Annotated in this window: 5 protein-coding genes and 1 pseudogene; 5 read left to right on the top strand and 1 reads right to left on the bottom strand. The window is 57.4% G+C overall.

Features of this window, described 5'->3' with window-relative positions; genetic code table 11:
* Positions 1–259: hypothetical protein (locus VGM55_RS22480; protein WP_331636754.1), on the top strand; the 259-nt coding region annotated here is incomplete at its 5' end.
* Between the two features lie 102 nt (positions 260–361).
* Here VGM55_RS22480 and feaR read toward each other — a convergent pair.
* Complete coding sequence (gene feaR / locus VGM55_RS22475; RefSeq protein ID WP_331636752.1) at positions 362–1276, bottom strand: transcriptional regulator FeaR; 915 nt, start codon at positions 1274–1276, stop codon at positions 362–364.
* Between the two features lie 190 nt (positions 1277–1466).
* Here feaR and VGM55_RS22470 point away from each other — a divergent pair, with 190 nt between their 5' ends.
* From VGM55_RS22470 to VGM55_RS22460, 4 genes and pseudogenes are all read left to right on the top strand, one after another.
* On the top strand, positions 1467–2969 hold the full coding sequence (locus tag VGM55_RS22470; protein WP_331636751.1) for an aldehyde dehydrogenase family protein: 1503 nt from the start codon (positions 1467–1469) through the stop codon (positions 2967–2969).
* A gap of 847 nt (positions 2970–3816) precedes the next feature.
* Complete coding sequence (locus VGM55_RS22465; protein WP_154188965.1) at positions 3817–5160, top strand: TolC family outer membrane protein; 1344 nt, start codon at positions 3817–3819, stop codon at positions 5158–5160.
* 137 nt (positions 5161–5297) lie between these two features.
* Positions 5298–5687 (top strand): annotated as a pseudogene (locus tag VGM55_RS27525) (BapA/Bap/LapF family prefix-like domain-containing protein); the annotation flags it as partial.
* Positions 5679–19415 carry an Ig-like domain-containing protein gene (locus VGM55_RS22460; RefSeq protein ID WP_414648304.1) on the top strand — a complete coding sequence of 4579 codons (13737 nt, stop codon included), beginning with the start codon at positions 5679–5681 and terminating at the stop codon, positions 19413–19415. The pseudogene VGM55_RS27525 and the gene VGM55_RS22460, both read left to right, overlap by 9 nt.
* Positions 19416–19423 lie beyond the last annotated feature (8 nt).

Genomic DNA, 19423 nt, shown 5'->3' with positions numbered 1-19423 from the left:
AGGGGAAGATTTGTCCCCGTCTCTCATCGGCCCCGGTTATGACCCAACTCAAGCGGGGTTGAGCTGTCGGGAACAGCGAAAGAGAGCGATCGTCGGGAACGAATCGCGAACGACCCCGAATGTTTGGGTGATAGCCGGTGGGTTTACCGCTTCAGCGGCGATGAGCTCGCCGGGCGCCGGGGCTGTCCGGGGGATGGCGTTATCCCCCGGACACGTTCACCGTACTCTGAACGTGCAGGGAAAACTGATCTACGGGTGAACGGAATAACTGCGGAGCGAGAGATCGCCCCCGGAAGATGTTGGAAGGAAAATGTGTATAAGATACAGCCCTCTGGGAGAGGGCTGGGGTGAGGATTGCCTTTCAGGCAGACTGAAAGCGCCTGCGATACTCCCCCGGCGACACGCCGAACCTGCCCTTGAACGCCGTTGAAAAATGGCTGTGATCGGCAAATCCCCAGCTATAACCAATGCCCGACAGCTTTTCGCTGTGGCTCGTCGTACGCAGCGCCTGGGCGCAGAGATCGAGCCGCCGGTTTTTGATGTACTGAGCCACCACCAGGCCTTTATCGGCAAACAGGCGATAGAGGCTACGCACCGACATCCCGGACTCGGCGGCAATCCACTCCGGGCGCAGGGTTTCCGACTGAATATGTTCGTCAATCAGCGTCATTACTTTTTGCAGATGGCGATCGCGCTTTGAATGCGGCAGGCTGTGCCGGGTCAGCGCCGGAGCAAGCAGACAGGCAATCGCCTCAAGCGTGGCTTCACTTTCTCCGCCGGTCAGGCCGTCGCTGCCCATACTTTCACGCAGCAGGCCGTGGCTGAGGCGGACCATCGGCATTTCGGCCGGGAGCCTTTGTGCGCAGGGGATTTCCCCCAGACGCAGGTGCTGCTCCAGCAGGTGGCGGGGCAGCAACAGCGAAACCTGCTTCGCCCCGTGCGTATAGGTAAAACAGCTGGGGCGTGAGGCGTCGATAAGCGTGATATCTCCCTGGCCGAGCACGGCCTGGTTTTCCCCTTGCTCCATCACGGCTTCGCCCTCCAGCTGGAAGACGGTATAGAACCAGGCGTCGTTGCTTTGGGCGACTTCGCGGCTTGTTCTCAGCAAACGAGCCTGGTTAATCCCTACCACGCTGAGTTTAATGGCATGGGCAAGATGCTCCCTCAGACTGCCGTGAAACCCTTGCTCCAGCGCCGCGCCCGAGAAACGACCACATGCGACATTCACCTTCTCCAGCCATTTTTCGAATCGCTCGTTGTGTTGTCTTTCCGCCATAGATCCTCACTTATTGCCGCCCGAGGCCAATAACTATAGGTAAATGCGATTCAAAAAAAGAATCATTATAGACATTTGTGTAGCGTGTCACAGCCAGCAAAGCGAATGTCAGCCGCAGAAAACCCTAACCTCAACATAACGCCTAGAATGAAGGGGTGCTACCCGATAATGACCTTGATAAGGAGATGCTATGATCGAGCCAGAAACGGTAAGCGTGCTTGGCAATGTGCGCCAGTTTCTTCAGCGTTCTCATGGGCTATATATTGATGGCCGCTGGCAAACGTCTAACAGTGAAGCACGTTTGCCTGTCTTCAACCCGGCGGATGGGCAACAAATTTCCAGTAGCGCCGATGCCAGCGCCACGGATGTTGACCGGGCGGTAACGTCTGCCTGGCGGGCCTTTAGCAGCGGCGTATGGGCCAACATGCTGCCCGCCGGGCGAGAAAGAGTCTTACTGCGTTTTGCGGACTTACTTGAGCAAAATATGGAAGAACTGGCGCAGCTTGAAACGCTGGAACAGGGCAAGTCCATCAACATCTCCCGCGCGTTTGAAGTCGGCTGCACCCTCAACTGGATGCGCTACACCGCAGGCCTGACGACGAAAATCAGCGGCAAGACGCTCGATGTGTCGATCCCGATGCCGGAAGGCGCACGCTATCAGGCGTGGACGCGCAAAGAGCCGGTTGGCGTAGTGGCGGGCATAGTACCGTGGAACTTCCCGCTGCTGATTGGCATGTGGAAAGTGATGCCGGCCCTGGCCACAGGCTGCTCTATCGTCGTGAAGCCTTCGGAAACCACGCCGCTGACGCTGCTGCGCATGGCGGAGCTGGCAACCGAGGCTGGCGTACCGGACGGCGTATTCAACGTGGTGACAGGCAGCGGCGCTGGCTGTGGCAAAGCGCTGACCGAACATCCGCTGATTGCCAAGGTCAGCTTTACCGGTTCGACCGCGACGGGAAAGGGCATCGCCAGAGCGGCGGCAGACAGGTTAACGCGCGTAACGCTGGAGCTGGGGGGCAAAAACCCGGCTATCGTGCTGAAAGATGCCGACCTGGCAATGGTCATTGAAGGCTTAATGGCGGGCAGTTTCCTCAATCAAGGGCAGGTGTGTGCCGCCAGCTCGCGGATTTATATCGAGGCGCCGCTGTTCGACACGCTGGTGAGTGGTTTTGAGCAGGCGGTGAAATCACTGCAGGTAGGGGCGGGCATGGATCCGGCGGCCCATATCAACCCGTTAGTTTCGAAGGTTCAGCAGCAAAAAGTAGCCGGATACCTTGCCCAGGCGCAAGAGCAGCGTGCGGAGCTGATTTCCGGCAACCCTGGCCCGCAGGGCAACGGCTACTACATTGCGCCGACGCTGGTGGTAAACCCTTCAGCCAGCCTGCGGCTCACCAAAGAAGAGGTCTTTGGCCCGGTGGTCAACCTCGTGCGGGTGGCGGATGCGGAAGAAGCGTTGCGGCTGGCTAACGACAGCGACTACGGCCTTACGGCGAGCCTGTGGACCAACAGCCTGCAGGCGGCAATGCAGTATACCGGGCGTATTCAGGCCGGTACGGTTTGGGTAAACAGCCACACGCTTATCGATGCAAATATGCCGTTTGGCGGCATGAAGCAGTCGGGTACCGGGCGTGATTTTGGTCCTGACTGGCTCGATGCCTATACCGAAACGAAATCTGTCTGCGTGCGTTATTGAGGGCGCACATTTTTGGCCCCATCACGGCCCGTTATTAATTGACGCTGCTATTCTGAAGGCCCCCGCTAAAGGGGGAGATCGTTGTCCGATCTTGACCATTAATCTTAATAAATAAATTTTGCTACCTTAAGACCGGGATATCCCGGTCTTTTTTTTGTATTTTTTTGTCAGGAAGGCGCTATTTTAGTCATGAAATGCTTGCCATAGGTGATTATCGCGCTTTGTGAATAGCGGTCTGACTCCCCCCGTTTTGCGTAAAACTAACCGCAATGTAACATTTATGGAAAAACAACCAAAAATGAGCAACCCGAATTTATCGCGCGGCTGTCGGAAAATGTAAATTTGATGTAAATCAATCCTTATTCCATAACCTTATGAATTATAACCTATAGCTATTTGTATAAATGTACGCAGATACGGTGCTTATTTGTCTTATTGTTCTGCTTCTTTTCTTTTGAGTAACATTCCGTTAACAATAAATGATTGGTGAGGTTAATTTTTCTTTGGTAGGATTTTTCTTGCAAACGTTTCGGAAAAAGAATTTGGGTGGTTTGCACCCCCGATTTAAATAAGTCATATTGCGTGACGCCTTATATAAAGGAAGCATGAAAAAGCCACCGCTTTCATTTATTAAGAGGAAACGAAAGCAATGCAGGCGTCACTACCTCATTTTAAGTGATACGGAATTGCGCCGTTGAATTTAATGGGCAGCAATGCTGTGGAAATTTTAATTTAAAAAATCATTGCTGCTCAAAACATTTGAGTTGCTAAGCCATGCCTGTTTATACGCAATACAGGACGGTACAACAACACCCAGGTTATTTCGCGGATAAGGATATTGTCGGTTATGGTCCACTCATGTTCCCTGCCAGCCATGATGCTCGCCGTTATTTGTCTCGGCAGCGGCCTGCGGGCGAATGCCGCGCCGGTTCCCGACTGGGCTGCTGCACCCGGTGTAGCCCAGGCGTCGACCTTAACGCTCGGTGAAAGTATTCTGTTCGCACTGGACCGCGACCCCTCGGTTTCTCAACAGGCGGCACAGTTCGGTATTGGGCTGGCGCAAATCGCGCAGGCACGTAGTGCCTGGCTACCGCAGATTTCCCTCAACGGAAGCACCGGCCATTCCCGAACCACAGACTCCAGTGGTTCGCTAAAGAACTCGGCGGCTTATGGACTTAGCCTGACGCAGCTGGTCTACGACTTCGGTAAAACCAACAGCAATATCAGCCAGCAGCAAAGTCAGCGCGAAAGCTATCGCTATCAGCTGATGGCGACGCTAACCGGCGTGGCCGAAAAAACGGCACAGGCCTATGTGGACCTGAAACGCAATCAAGCGCTGATTGCGGCGACTGAAGAGAGCATGGAGGTGCTGCAAAGCGTCAATGTTATGGCAAAACTGCGTGCAGACGCTGGGTTAAGCTCGAGTTCGGATGTGCTGCAAACTCAGACGCGCATCGCCGGGATGCGCTCGACGCTCGAGCAATATCAGGCCGCCTTGCAAAGCGCTAAAGCACGGCTGGCGGTATTAACCGGCGTTAGCGCTACCCAATATCAGTCGATGCCTGAACGGCTGGCGCTGGAGCAAACGCCGCTCGACAATATCAATTACTCGTTAATCCCATCTGTGCTGGCCGCTGAAGCAATGCGTGCATCTTCGGGCTACGCCGTTGATAGGGCAAAGGCAGGCCACTGGCCAACGCTAAGCCTGAAGGGAGGGCGCACGCGCTATCAGTCCAACAACAACGCCTACTGGGACGACCAGATCCAGCTGAGTGTCGACGCACCTCTCTACCAGGGCGGCGCGGTTTCAGCCCAGGTTGAGCAGGCTCAGGGAGCCAGCCGCATTGCGGCCTCCCAGGTTGAGCAGGCGAAGTTCGACGTTCTGCAGAAAGCCTCGGTGGCGATGGCTGACTGGAACGGGGCTAAAGGCCGCGAGGCGGCGGGTAAGCGCCAGCTTGAAAATGCCCGCCGCGCCCGCGAGGTTTATAAAAACGAATATAAGCTTAGCAAGCGTAGTCTTAACGATTTATTAAGCGTGGAACAGGATGTTTTCCAGGCTGCATACGCACAAATTAATGCTGACTTCGACGGCTGGCAGGCTGCAGTAAATTATGCGGCCGCCGTCGATAACTTATTACCTCTGGCAGGAATTGAAAAAAACGCCGCATCAAAATTACCGGATTTAAAATAAATAGAGTCAGGCCAGTGGGTTAGTCACGGTCATCTGAAAATAAATTGATGTGAAATGAGAGCTGGAATTCTCAGGGTTGCCTACATCTGAAAATTAATAGCGCATGCCTCGTTTCGGCATATATAAGGAGAAGTGCTATGAGTAAAATTCTTGACGTTATTTCCCGTAAAAATGCAGAGAAAACATTATTAAGCAGTGACGGTAATCTCTCTGTTTCGCTCTCTTCCCCCTCGATAATCCAAGTTCATGCCAGCGCTCAGGATGTGGTTCGTTACGTGCGCCAGGGCAAGGATCTGCTTGTCTACATGAAAGACGGCAGCGTGATCCGCTGTAACGGCTATTTCGTCGAGGAAGAGGGCAATTCGGGGTACCACTCCGAGCTGGTCTTTGATGATGGCAAGGGGCTTACTCATATTACTTTTGAAGACGCGGCGGCGCTGCCGGGCGGCCAGGGCGTAGAGCTTACTGCCACGGCGACGCCGGTTGACTCTATTCAGCCGCTGATCGACGGGGCGGGGATGAGCGAAGTGCCGTGGGGCTGGGTGGCGGGCGCTATCGCAGGCGGCGTCGGCGTCGGGGCGCTGCTGGCGCACGGTGGCGGAAAGTCGCATATCGACGTGATCGACAATACCAAAGAGGTGGAAAGCGCAAAGCCCACCTTTAGCGTCACCGATACGAAAGGCGACAGCAAAGGGCTGCTGAGCAGCAATGCGGTTACCGATGATGCCACACCAACGTTCAGCGGTTCCGGTCAGCCTGGCGCCACTATTCAGGTAAAAGACAGCAGCGGTAATACGATTGCCAGCACCCAGGTCGACAGCAACGGTAACTGGTCGGTTATGCTCAGTGAGCAGGTGGACGGCACGCATACCTACAGCGTGGTGCAAATTGACGGCAATAAAATCACTTCCGCAGGGGAGATAACCCTTAATGTGGTCACTGCCCAGGCTTCCCTGAGCATCGCGATGACCGCGGGCGACAATACGATCAACGCCGCAGAGCAGGCTAACGATTTTACCGTAAGCGGAAGTTCTAAAGCGCTGGCAAGCGGCACCGCGCTGACCGTCACGCTAAACGGCAAAGCTTATGCGGCTACCGTAGGCAGCGACGGAAGCTGGAGCGTAAGTGTTCCTGCCGCCGATGCGAAGGCGCTGGCGGACGGAAACTGGACGGTGGCGATTAGCGGCAAAGATGCTGCGGGCAACACTATTTCTGCCAGCCAGACGCTGGTCGTGGATACGAAAGTCCCAACGCTGACGCTGGATACCGTCGCGGGCGACAATATCATTAATGCCGCCGAACATAACGCCGCGGTGGGCATCAGCGGTAAAACCGATGCAGAAGCCGGGCAGGTGGTAACGCTTAAACTGAACGGTAAAACCTATACCGCGACCGTAGGCGCAAACGGTAGCTGGAGCATGGAGGTAACGGCGGCCGACGTGCAGGCATTGGCGGACAACAATTACACGCTGAACCTCAGCGTCAGCGATAAAGCGGGCAACACCACAACGGCAAATTCCTCGCTACTGGTAGACACCACGGCGCCAGAAGCCAGCATCAATGCCGTAGCCGGCGATGATATTCTTAGCGTGAGCGAGCAGGGCCAGGCGCAGATCGTCTCCGGCATCAGTCGCGGGGCCAGCGCGGGTGACAGCGTGACCGTTACCGTCGGTGGCACGAGCTGGAGCACGACCGTGCAGCAGGACGGCAGCTGGAGCGTCGGTATTCCTAAAGATGTGGTCTCTTCGCTGCCGGAAGGCACAAACACCATTACCGTAACCATCACCGACGCGGCCGGCAATACCGGCTCCGCTACCCACGATATCACCGTAACGTCAACGCCGCCGAGCGTTGCGTTTGACGCTATTAGCCAGGATAACGTGCTGAACGCCATTGAGGCGACCCGGCCACTGACGCTGAGCGGCACAAGTAACCTTCCGGATGGAAGCACCGTCAACGTTACGCTAAACAGCGTAACCTATACTGCGGCAGTTAACGGCGGCATCTGGCACGTTCAGGTGCCGGTCAGCGACGTGGTTAAGCTGGGCGACACAACCTACACCCTGAGCGTGAGCGGCACCGACAGCACCGGCAATACAGACACCGCCAGCGCCATGCTGCTGGTTGACACAGCGCTGCCAACCGTCACGGTTTCTACTTTTGTGGGCGATAACCGCGTTAACAACAGCGAAATTGCCAATGACCAGACGCTGAGCGGGCGCGTGACCGGCGCGCATGAAGGCGATACCGTAACGATTAAGATTGGCGGTAAAAACTACACTGCCACCGTACAAAGCGATTTGACCTGGAGTACCACGGTTCCTGCGGCCGATCTGCAGGCGCTGGGCGATGGCGATGCGTCTATTGTGGCCTCTGTCACCAACGGTCACGGTAATACCGGCTTCGGCAGCCGCGACATTAACATCAACGCGCAGCTTCCTGGCCTGCGCATCAATACCGTCTCCGGCGATGATGTGATTAACGCCATCGAGCAGTATCAGGATCTGACCGTTACAGGAACCAGCACGCATCTCAGCGCCGGTACGGTGATCACCGTACGCATCAATAACGTGGATTATCCGGCCTCGGTTAGCGCAACAGGAAGCTGGCAAATCGGTATTCCAGCGAGCGATCTGGCGGCCTGGGCCAACGGCAAACTGGAGATGGTTGCCAGTTCAGCCGACGAATGGGGCAACCCGGTCGCCGCCTCGCGCTCGGTTGACGTTGACCTTCATTCTGTTGCCATTTCTATCAACAGCGTGACCAGCGACGACATGCTGAATGCGGTAGAGAAAGCGGCAGATCTGACGCTGAGCGGTAAAACCCTGGGCGTGGAAGCCGGGCAAACGGTGGTCATCAAGTTTGCCGGACACACCTATACCGCGACCGTTAACGAGGACGGCACCTGGCATTACAAAATTCCGGCGGCAGACATGAAAGACATGATTGATGGTCGCGCCGACGTTTCCGTGAGCGTTACAAACGCCAGCGGCAACGGTGCCAGCGGTGCGCGTGAAGTGCTGGTTGATACCCAGCCGCCATCAATCACGCTGAACAACATCACCGCTGACAATATCCTGAATCATGCCGAAGCTACGCAGGATCTGGTGATAACCGGCACTTCTACCGCGCAGGCGGGGCAGACGGTTACCGTTATGCTCAACAACCAAAGCTACACCGGGCTGGTGCAGGCTGACGGCAGCTGGAGCGTCACCGTCCCGGTTCAGGACCTCGGTCGCCTGACTGACGGAAGCTGGTCGGTTAACGCCAGCGTCAGCGACGTAGCGGGCAACCCGGTCAGTATCAGCCACGGTATGTTAGTAGACACCACCGTACCGGTGGTCACTATCAATACCTTCGCTGGCGATAACATTGTTAATCAGTCTGAACACGCGCAGGCGCAGATGCTGTCCGGTAAAGCGACGGGCGCCGCGGTTGGCGACAGCGTAAAAATCACCGTCAACGGCGTTGAATACACCACGGTTTTGGACGCCAGCGGTAACTGGAGTCTTGGCCTGCCTGCGGACGTCATCAGCGGTCTGGCGGAGGGGAAATATACCGCAACGGTCGTCGTTACTGATAAAGCGGGCAATACCGGAAGCAGCGCGCTGGCGTTTGAGGTTGCCACCGGGCTGCCGCAAATCACAATTAACACGATTGCGCAGGACGACGTGGTTAACGCCTCAGAAAAAAGTGCAGATCTCACTGTCAGCGGTACCAGCAATCAGCCGGACGGAACCCACATCACGCTGAGTCTGAACGGTGTGAACTATGACGCCATCGTGAGTGGCAACGCCTGGCGTGTGAAGATCCCGGCGTTGGACGTCGCTAAACTGGGTGAAGCCAACTATACAGTCAGTGCCTCGGTAACGGATGTCAACGGCAACAGCAATACCGCCAGCCATAACGGACTGGTGGACAGCTCACTGCCTCTTATCACCGTGAATACCGTAGCGGGCGATAACATCATCAACCTTGCTGAAGTCAACGCCGGGCAACTGCTCAGCGGCAGCGTGATAAACGCGGCAGCGGGGGATGTTGTCACGATCGTTCTGGGCGGCAAGCACTATACAGCCGTCGTGCAGAGCGACCTTAGCTGGAATCTACCGCTGAGCAAAGAGGTCCTCAGCGCGCTGGGTGATGGCTATCTCATCGTTCACGCATCTGTCACCAACGGGCGTGGCAATACCGGCAGTACGGATCATGACATCACCATTGATGCTCAGCTGCCGGGCCTGCGCGTTGATACTATCGCAGGTGATGACGTTATCAACCTGGCTGAGCATAACCAGGATCTGATCGTCAGCGGTACCAGCAGTGGCCTGAACGCGGGCAGCGTGGTCACCATTACGCTGAATGGTAAAGACTATCTGGCGACGGTTAACGCTGACGGAAGCTGGAGTGCGGCGGTGCCGGGTACCGATGTAGGCAACTGGCCTGACGGCGTATTGACGGTCACCGCTTCGGCTAAAGACGGCGCCAACAACCCGGTCAATATCAACAGCATTGTCGACGTCGATCTGGCACCGGTTTCCATTAGCGTAAATAGCGTAACGGCAGACAACGTACTGAATGCTGGGGAAAAAGGGGCAGATTTACTGCTTTCTGGCCTCACGACTAACGTGGAACCAGGGCAGACCGTCACCCTCACGTTTGCCGGACATCGCTATACCACTACCGTGAACGATGACGGTAGCTGGCACTACACCGTGCCTGCTGAGGACATGGCCAAACTGAAGGACGGTGATGCACAGGTGACCGTTAGCGTCAGCAACGTTAACGGCAACCCGGCATCCGCTGCGCAGGAATACAGCGTGGATGCCAGTGCGCCAACGTTAGTTATCGATCCGCTGAGCGGCGACAATATGCTTAACGCTGCCGATGCTAAACAGCCGCTGATCGTGAACGGTAGCAGCAGCGCGGAGGCCGGTCAGATTGTTACCGTTACGCTCAACAACGTTAGCTATAGCGCAGTGGTCGGCACCGACGGTCGCTGGAGCGTAAGCGTGCCAGCAGGCGATTTGGCGGTGCTCAGGGACGGTACACTCACCGTCAGCGCCTCGGTGGCGGATAAAGCCGGTAACCCATCCAGCGCCGATCGCGGCATGCTGGTGGATATCACCGAGCCGACCCTGACCATCTACACCGTAGCCGATGATGATACGATTAACGCGGCTGAGCACAACCAGGCTCATACCGTCAGCGGTGCCAGCGCCGGTGCCGCTGCGGGTGATGTGGTTACCGTTGTGGTGAGCAACGGGCAGGGAACCTCATTCACCTTCACCACCACCCTGGACAGCGCGGGCAACTGGAACGTGGGTCTCCCGGCATCGGTGGTTAAAGGTCTTGCTGACGGCAGTTACACCATCACTGCAAGCGTTACCGACGCCGCAGGCAATAGCGGCAGCGTAGATCATGCGTTAACGGTTAATACCGCCTTGCCGGTTATCGATATCGCTACGCTCGCTCAGGATGACGTCATCAATGCGGCGGAAAAAGGGCAGGATCTTGTGCTGTCCGGCACCAGCAACCAGCCGGCAGGAACGGTGATTACCGTCACGTTAAACGGCATTCGCTATCAGGCTATCGCCGGAACCGATGGCAGCTGGAGCACGAGCGTACCGGCCTCCGCCGTCAGCAAACTGGGTGAAGCGGATTACACGGTGAGTGCGGCGGTAACCGATGCCTACGGCAACAGCAACAGCGCCAGCCATCAAGTACAGGTGGATAGCGCATTGCCGACCGTCATTGTTCACAGCGTGACCAGCGATAATATCCTGAACGCCTCGGAAATCGCCAGCGGCCAGACGCTCAACGGAACCGTCACCGGGGCGATAAAAGGTGACGTTGTCACGATTATTCTGGGCGGTAAACGCTATCAGGCGACCGTTCAGGACGATCTGAGCTGGAGCCTGCCGGTTTCAAAAGACATTCTCACCGCCCTGGGTAACGGCGATCTGACCATTACGGCTTCCGTGACCAACGGGCACGGTAATACCGGCAGCGGTAGTCGCGATATCGTTATTGATGCGAATTTACCTGGCCTACGTGTGGATACCGTGGCCGGTGATGACGTGATTAACGCCATCGAGCACAACCAAAACCTGATTATCAACGGCACCAGCACTGGCCTTAGCGCGGGCAGCGCGGTGACCGTCACGATTAACGGCAAAGACTATGCGGCGACCGTGCGTGCGGACGGTAGCTGGCAGGCGGCGGTGCCGGGCGAGGATGTCGGCCGCTGGACTGAAGGCGCGGTAGCCATTGAAGTCAAAGGCAGCAGTAGCGCGGGCAATGATGTGGCTATCCAGCATCAGGTAACGGTCGACCTCGCCGAAGTGGTCATCAGCATTAACGCGGTAACCGGCGATAACGTACTGAATGCCGCCGAAAAGGGCGCAAACCTCGTGCTCTCCGGCATGACGCAAAACGTAGAGCCGGGTCAGACCGTCAAAATTACCTTTGCCGGGCACAACTGTACCGCCACGGTTCAGACGGACGGCAGCTGGAAATATACCGTGCCTGCGGGGGATATGGTTAACCTGAAAGAAGGTGAAACCGCCGTACAGGTGAGCGTCACCAACCAAAATGGTAACAGCACCGAAGCGGCACAAAACGTTAGCGTAGACAGTCTTGCACCGGCGCTAACCGTGGATCCTGTTAGTCAGGATAACCGGCTGAACGCCGCAGAGGCGAAGCAAGATCTGATTATCAGTGGGACCAGCACCGCAGAGGCGGGCCAGACTGTGACCGTACAGCTTAATGGCGAAAGCTATCGGGCAGCAGTAAAAGCAGACGGAAGCTGGAGCCTGACCGTACCCGCATCGGACGTCGGCAAACTGGTTGACGGTAATATCACCGTCACCGCAAGCGTAGAAGACCGCGCGGGTAACCCGGGCAGCGCCAGCCGCGACATGCTGGTTGACGTCACCGTTCCTGAAGTGACCATCGGTATGATGGCTACCGACGATGTTATTAACCAGACCGAGCACGGCCAGGCGCAGGTGATTTCTGGTACCAGCACCGGCGCGCAGGCAGGCGACATTGTCACCGTTACGCTGGGCGGTAAAAGCTATACCGGCGTGGTGGATGCGAACGGAAACTGGAGCGTGGGCGTGTCGCGTGCAGATATCAGCGCGCTGGGCGACAACACCTACACCGTGACCGCCTCCATTACCGACAAAGCAGGCAATACCGGCGATGCAACCCATAGCGTTAAGGTCGATACCGCTGCGCCAACCCTGACTATCGACACCATTGCGGGCGATAATATCCTGAATGCCGACGAAAAAACGGGTGATGTGGTCATCAGCGGTAGCTCCACAGGCCTCGCCAGCGGGACGTCCGTAACCGTTAATCTGAACGGTAAAAATTACCCTGCCACGGTAGACTCTCAGGGCAAATGGACCACTACCGTACCGGCACAGGACGTAGGGAAGCTGGGCGAAGCCTTCTATGAGGTTTCCGTTAGCGCCAGCAGCGGCGTTGGCAACACCGGCAGCCAGACCAGTACCCTGGAAGTCGCTTCCACGCTGCCAGGCGTCACGATCAATGCCGTGGCGACCGACGATATTATCAATGCTGCCGAACTGGCAGCCGGGCAGACGATTACCGGACGCGTTACTGGCGTACTGGCCGGGGCTGACGTGACCGTGAATATCGGCGGCGTGAATTATACCGCGAAGGTGCAAAGTGAGCTCACCTGGAGCCTGACACTTAGCCAGGACGTTCTGACCGCGCTGGGCGACGGTGCGCTTAAAATTAACGCCTCTGTTACGGACGGTGCGGGTAACACCGGCACCGGTTCACGCGGCGTCACCGTTGACGCTGCGCTGCCGGGTATCCGTATTAACACCCTTGCGGGCGATGACGTTATCAACGCTATCGAGCACAGTCTGAATCTGGTGATTAACGGTACCAGCAGCGGCCTGAATGAAGGCACCACGGTAACCGTGACGGTAAACGGCAAAGACTACGCGGCAACGGTTCGGGCCGATGGAAGCTGGCAAACCGTAGTGCCGGGGAACGAGGTTAACCAGTGGAATGCCGGCGATATTACCGTATCGGCAGCCGGAACCAGCAGCTCGGGTAACCCAGTCACTATCGATCACACCATCAATGTGGATCTCAGCGCGGTGGCGATAACAATCGGCCAGATTGCCGGGGACGACGTGCTGAACGCCGCCGAGAAAGGCGCTGATTTATTGCTCTCCGGTGCAACACAGAATGTGGAAGCCGGGCAGACAATCACCATCACCTTCGCGGGGCACACCTATACCACTCAGGTAGAGAGCGACGGCAGCTGGAAGCTGACCGTACCGGCGAATGATATGAAAGGGCTGAAAGACGGCGAAACTTCCGTGGAAGTCAGCGTCGCTAACGTGAGCGGCAACGGAGCATCTGCCGGGCGTGAAATCAGCGTGGATACCGCAGCCCCGACTCTGCAAATCAATACCATCGCCGGGGATAACGTGCTTAATGCCGCCGAGGCCGGGCAGCCGGTGGTCATTAACGGCACCAGCAATGCGGAACCGGGCCAGACCGTGACCGTGACGCTGAACAATGAAACCTATACCGGTACAGTACAGGCTGACGGGACGTGGAGCGTAACCGTTGCGGCGGACAAAGCCTCCGCGCTTAGCGACGGCGTCTATACCGTTGAAGCCAGCGTCAGCGATGCCGCAGGCAACGGATCCTCAGCGAGCCATAACCTCGGTGTGGATGTCACCGTGCCGTCCATCTCGTTTGGCGTGGTTGCAGGTGACGACGTGATAAACCTTGCCGAGCATAGCCAGGCGCAGATCATCTCCGGCATCAGCGGCGGCGCGGCGGCGGGCGATAAGATAACCGTGACCATCGGGGCAAATAGCTGGACCACTACCGTTGATGCCGCGGGCAACTGGAGCATTGGCGTACCGGCAAACGTGATAGGTCAGCTTGCGGACGGCAAGGTCACCATTAGCGCCAGCCTGACGGATGCCGCCGGTAATACCGGAAGCAGCAGTCATGAAGTGACGGTTAACACCGGCTTACCATCGATTAATTTCAACACCATCAGCGGCGATAATGTGGTGAACGCCACTGAAAAAGGGGAAGTACTGACGCTGAGCGGAACCAGCGCTAATCTTGCGGCGGGCACCCGCGTAACCGTAACGCTAAACGGCAAAAACTATATTGCCACCACTGACGCCAGCGGTAGCTGGCGTGTGGATGTTCAGCCAGGCGATCTGGCCCGGCTGGGCGAAGCGAACTATACGTTGACCGCCACCGCCACCAGCGCTGTCGGCAACAGCGCCAGCGCCAACGCTAATCTGCTGGTGGACACCGCCGCACCGGGCGTCACGATTAACCCGGTCACTGCAGATAACATCCTTAATACCGCTGAAATCGCCACGGGACAGACGCTGGGCGGTACGGTGAGCAATGCGGCGATAGGTGACGCTGTCACTATCTCGCTGGGCGGCAAGACTTACACGGCGATCGTGAAGAACGATATGAGCTGGAGCCTCAATCTGCCTGCAGAGGTGCTGAGCGCGCTGGGTAACGGCAAATTAACCGTTACGGCATCCGTCACCAACGGCCACGGTAACAGCGGTTCAGCGGATCGCGAGTTTGCTATCGACGCCAGTCTGCCGGGGATCCGCATTAACACCGTAGCGGGTGATGACGTGATTAACACCATCGAGCACAATCAGAACCTGATTGTCAGCGGCAGCGCCAGCGGCATGAGCGTAGGCAGCACCGTCACCGTCACCATTAACGGCAAGCACTACCTGGCTACGGTTAGCGCCAGCGGGACATGGTCGGCCGCCGTTCCGGCGGAAGATGTCGGTAAGTGGGCGGCAGGTGATCTCACCGTCACGGCTGCGGGCAGCAGCAGCGCGGGCAACCCGATCTCTATCGACCACGCGGTGAAGGTCGATCTCAGCCCGGTCGCGGTCAGTGTTGAAAATATCACTGCCGACAACGTGTTGAATGCCGCCGAGAAAGGCGTGGACCTGGTGCTTTCCGGAAAAACCCAGAACGTTGAAGCAGGACAAACAGTCACCGTTATCTTCGGCGGTCACACCTACACGGCTAAGGTCCAGGCTGACGGTAGCTGGAGCTACACCGTTCCGGCAAGGGATATGGCCGGGCTGAAGGACGGCGAGGCTACGGTAAACGTTAGCGTCACGAACGTTAACGGCAACGGGGCTTCTGCAGAACGTGAATTCAGCGTTGATGCCAGTGCGCCAGGGTTGTCCATCGATCCGGTGGCGACGGATAACGTGATTAATGCCGCTGAAGCCGGGGCGGGCGTCACCGTCACCGGAACATCAAATGCGGAAGCGGGCCAGACGGTCACGTTGACGCTGGACGGCAAGAACTATACCGGCGTAGTGAAAGCCGACGGAACCTGGAGCATCGCGCTGGACGCGACGGCGCTGAGTACGCTGGCAGATAGCAACTATCAACTAAACGTCAGCGTCAGCGATGCGGCGGGCAACGGCGTAACCGGCAGTAAGACGATTACCCTGGACACCTCCGCACCAGGCATCCGCTTTAACGCTATCGCAGGCGATGACATCATTAACCTCGAAGAGCACGCCCAGGCGCAGATTATCTCTGGCTCTAGCAGCGGCGCGGCGGCAGGGAACAAAATCGTCATCACCCTGAACGGCATTCAGTACGTGACGCAGGTTGATGCCAACGGTAACTGGAGCGTGGGCGTGCCGGCTTCGGCTATCTCTGCGCTTAATAACGGCACGGCAACCGTCACCGCAACGCTGACCGACGGCGCAGGGAACGAGGGCACGGCATCCCACGACGTTGAGGTCAACGCCGCACGGGTTGAGCTAACCATCAATACCCTCAGCGGCGATGATGTGATCAACGCGGCTGAGTTGAGCCAGGATCTGACGATCGTCGGCGGCAGTCGCGAACTGGCGGTGGGGACGCAGGTAACCGTCATGCTTAACGGCGTGCAGTACACCACTACGATACAGACGGGCGGCAGCTGGAGCGTAACCGTGCCTGCAGGTCAGGTGCAGAATTTGGCGCATGGCAGCGGCTACACTGTAACCGCATCGGCTAACGACAACGCGAGTAATACAGCCTCGGTTACCCACAATATCAGCGTGGATACCTCCGCGCCGGTGGTAACCATTGCCGAGATTTCCGGGGATAACGTCGTTAATGCGGCCGAGCAGCAGCAGCCGTTGACAATCAGAGGCACCAGCAGCGCGGAGGCCGGGCAGAAAGTTACCGTTACGCTGGGTAGCGGAAGCTATGACGCGACGGTTCAGGCGGATGGTTCCTGGAGCGTGACCGTTGCGGCTGAAGATTTGGCGAAGCTCGCTGAGGGTGAGTTTACCGTTCATGCCGCCGTCAATGATAAAGCCGGTAACCCTGGCAGTGCGGATCGTATTTTGACGGTAGACACGATCGCGCCGACCCTCACCTTTGACAAGGTGGCGGGTGACGACATCATCAACAGCGCAGAGCAGCAGGCGGGCCAGGTTATCAGCGGCACCACCAATGCTCAGCCCGGGCAGACCATTACTGTTACCTTCAACAACCATAGCTACACCGCGAAGGTTAGCGATACCGGAACCTGGTCGGTCACTGTGCCGGCGCAGGACTTCTTCGGCGCAGCGGACGGCAGCTATACAATCTCCGCAAGCGTGAGCGATAAAGCGGGTAACGGCAGCAGCGCTGACAAGCAGGTCACCCTGAGTGGCGAAGTGCCGACTATCAGCATCAATGACTTTGCTCAAGACAATATCGTCAGCGCAGCTGAGCACGGTACGCCATTAGTGATTAGCGGCGTGACCAACGCGCCTGCGGGAAAAACGGTCACGATTACGCTTAACGGCCAGCAGTACACCACCACGGTAAACAGCGATGGCACCTGGAGCTATACCCTGGGCAGCAGTGCGGTTACCGCGCTGGCTGACGGTGGTGCATATGTGATTCATGCCGGCGTCAGCAACAGCATCGGCAACAGCGCCGGGGCGGACCGCACCATTACGGTCGATACCACGCCGCCGCAGATGACCATTACCATTGATGCTCTGCAGAATGACACCGGACTCAGTGCTACCGACTTCATTACGGCTGATAACAAGGTGGTGGTTAAAGGCTCTTTGAGCGCCGCGTTGGGCAATAACGAGAAGGCGCAAATTAGCCTGGACGGTGGGGCAAGCTGGATTGATCTGGTGGTCAACGGCACGTCGTGGAGCTATGCCGACGGGCGCACTCTCCCGGACGGCATTGTGGCCTATAACGTGCGCGTTATCGACAATGCGGGCAACGTTGGCTCGACGGCAACGCAGAACGTGGCCATCGATACCGTGGCACCGGACGCCAGTAAGACCATCACTGTCGACGCTATTACCCAGGATACAGGCCTGGATGCGCACGACTTTATTACCAGCGACAATACCCTGACCCTCAGCGGCAAGCTCGGCGCTCCGCTGGCGACGGGTGAGCACGCCCAAATCAGCATTGACGGTGGGAAAACCTGGATTGACGTGCGTATTAGCGGCACTACGTGGAGCTACATTGATAACCGTACGCTTGCCGACGGCGACCATCTCTACCAGCTGCGCGTGATTGACGATGCGGGCAATATCGGTTCTACAACCAGCCGCCTGGTGACCGTGGATACCGTGGCGCCGGACGCGAGCAAAACCGTCTCGATTGACAGCATCAGTGACGATACGGGGCTGAGCAACACTGACTTCGTCACCAGCGATACCTCGCTGACGATCCACGGTTCTCTGGGAGCATCACTCCTGGCGAGCGAACATGTGCAGATAAGCCTGGACGGCGGTACGGTTTGGCAGACGGTAGTCACGGTTGGCACAACCTGGTACTTCAACGACGGCAGAATCCTCAGCGACGGCACTTATCAGTACCTGGTTCGCGTGGTTGACGACGCCGGTAACGTTGGGCAGAGCGCATCTAAGAACGTCACTGTGGATACCACGCCGCCGGACGCATCTGTTACCGTGACCGTCGACAGCATCACCACCGACAGCGGCTTCAGCAACAGCGATTTTATCACCAACGATAATACGCTGACGCTGAACGGCTCCTTAGGTGCGGCGCTCGGCAAAAACGAATATGTTCAGGTGAGCTTCGACGGCGGAGCCAGCTGGGTTTACGCCACCTCGGTGAACGGCACCAGTTGGCGCTATACCGACGGACGCCAGCTTGCGGACGGCGACCACACCTGGCAGGTTCGTGTCGTTGATCTTGCCGGCAACGTGGGCGCAACCACCAGCCAGACGGTGACGGTGGATACCGTCGCGCCAAACTATGGGATCACCATTGATAGCATCGCTGATGATACCGGGCAGAGCGCCAGCGACTTTATCACCATGGACACCACGCTGACGCTGAACGGCACGCTCGGCCATGCGCTGGCGAGCGATGAACGCGTACAAATCAGCCTTGACGGTGGTAAAAACTGGGTCGATGCGGTGGTGAACGGGACCGCCTGGCACTACGTTGATGGCCGCACCCTGGCCGATGGCGACTATGTCTACCAGGTTCGCATTATCGACCAGGCCGGAAACGTAGGTTCAACTGCAAGTCAGGTTGTGACGGTTGATACCGTCGCTCCGGACACCGTGGGGAGCATCGTCAGCTATACCGACAACGACGGCGAACGTACCGGTAATTTCGACAGCAGCTATTCTACCGACGACACCTCGCCGGTGCTAAACGGCACGCTGAACCAGGCGCTGGCCGACGGCGAAATCGCGCAGATCTTCCGCGACGGCGTGCTGGTGGGCAAAGTGACCATCACCGGCGGCACCAGTTGGACGTTCGCAGACTCTGGCCTGCTGGACGGAAACTACCAGTACGTCCTGCGGATAACGGATAAAGCAGGGAACTACACCGAATCGAATGACTTTACGCTGACGGTAGATACCTCGGTGCCGACGACCAAAGCGCTGGTCGATGGTTTGAACACCACCGACACAACGCCAATTATTACCGGCAGCGTGGATGCGAACCTGGTGAACGGCGAGTTCGTGGTGGTGACGGTGAACGGCAAGACCTACACCTCCGATCGCGGCGGTGCAGTGGTGGTCGATCCTTCTTCTAACACCTGGTATCTACAGATCCCTGACGCCGATGTTCTCTCGTTAAAGAGCTATGACGTTACGGCGCAGGTGAAAAGCAACGCGGGCAACGGCAACAGCGTAGATGTCACGCACGGCACGGTGGTGGTGGGCGCAGAAGCGTCGATGTCGCCAACCTAGTCCTTCAC

The organism is Cedecea sp. (genome assembly GCF_036500665.1).
Lineage (GTDB): Bacteria > Pseudomonadota > Gammaproteobacteria > Enterobacterales > Enterobacteriaceae > Cedecea.
Note: the sequence above shows the minus strand (reverse complement) of the source record. Positions and strands in the feature narration are given on the sequence as shown.